Origin of the sequence: Flavobacterium suzhouense, from assembly GCF_042684765.1 — a bacterium.
GTDB lineage: Bacteria > Bacteroidota > Bacteroidia > Flavobacteriales > Flavobacteriaceae > Flavobacterium > Flavobacterium suzhouense.
Genome location: NZ_JBHUMD010000026.1, coordinates 263,444 through 263,909, shown reverse-complemented (window position 1 = coordinate 263,909; position 466 = coordinate 263,444). Strand labels below are relative to the sequence as shown.

The window sequence follows — 466 nt, the reverse complement described above, 5'->3', positions numbered from 1 at the left end:
TATCCTCAATAGTGATAATCTGGGTAAAGACCTCTGATACATTACCGCAAACATCGGTAGCAGTCCAGGTATTGGTATAAGTACCTGAGTTATCACAGTCACCACGGGTAAATTCGCCTGAGGTTTTAGTATAGGTGATCACTCCGCCACAATTATCGGTAGCAACAGGAGCCTGTGCCTGAGCGTTTGTCAGTCCTTCTGTATCACTGCATTCAAGAGTAACATTAAGGGCTACTGACTCTGTTGACCAAACAGGAACCTGAGTATCTTCAATGGTGATAATCTGGGTAAATATCTCTGATATATTACCGCAAACATCAGTAGCAATCCATGTGTTGGTATAGGTTCCTGCATTAGCGCATGAACCTGCTGCAAAAGAGCCTGAGGTTTTAGTGTATGTAATTGTACCACCACAGTTATCGGTCGCAACAGGGGCTTGCGACTGAGCAGTTAACAAGCCTTCTGT

General features: G+C 44.2%; 1 protein-coding gene. It reads right to left on the bottom strand.

Annotated features, from left to right (window positions below; translation table 11 throughout):
- Positions 1 to 466, bottom strand: a 466-nt coding sequence (locus tag ACFSR3_RS11895) for an HYR-like domain-containing protein (protein WP_449267420.1), incomplete at both ends; no start/stop codon positions are given.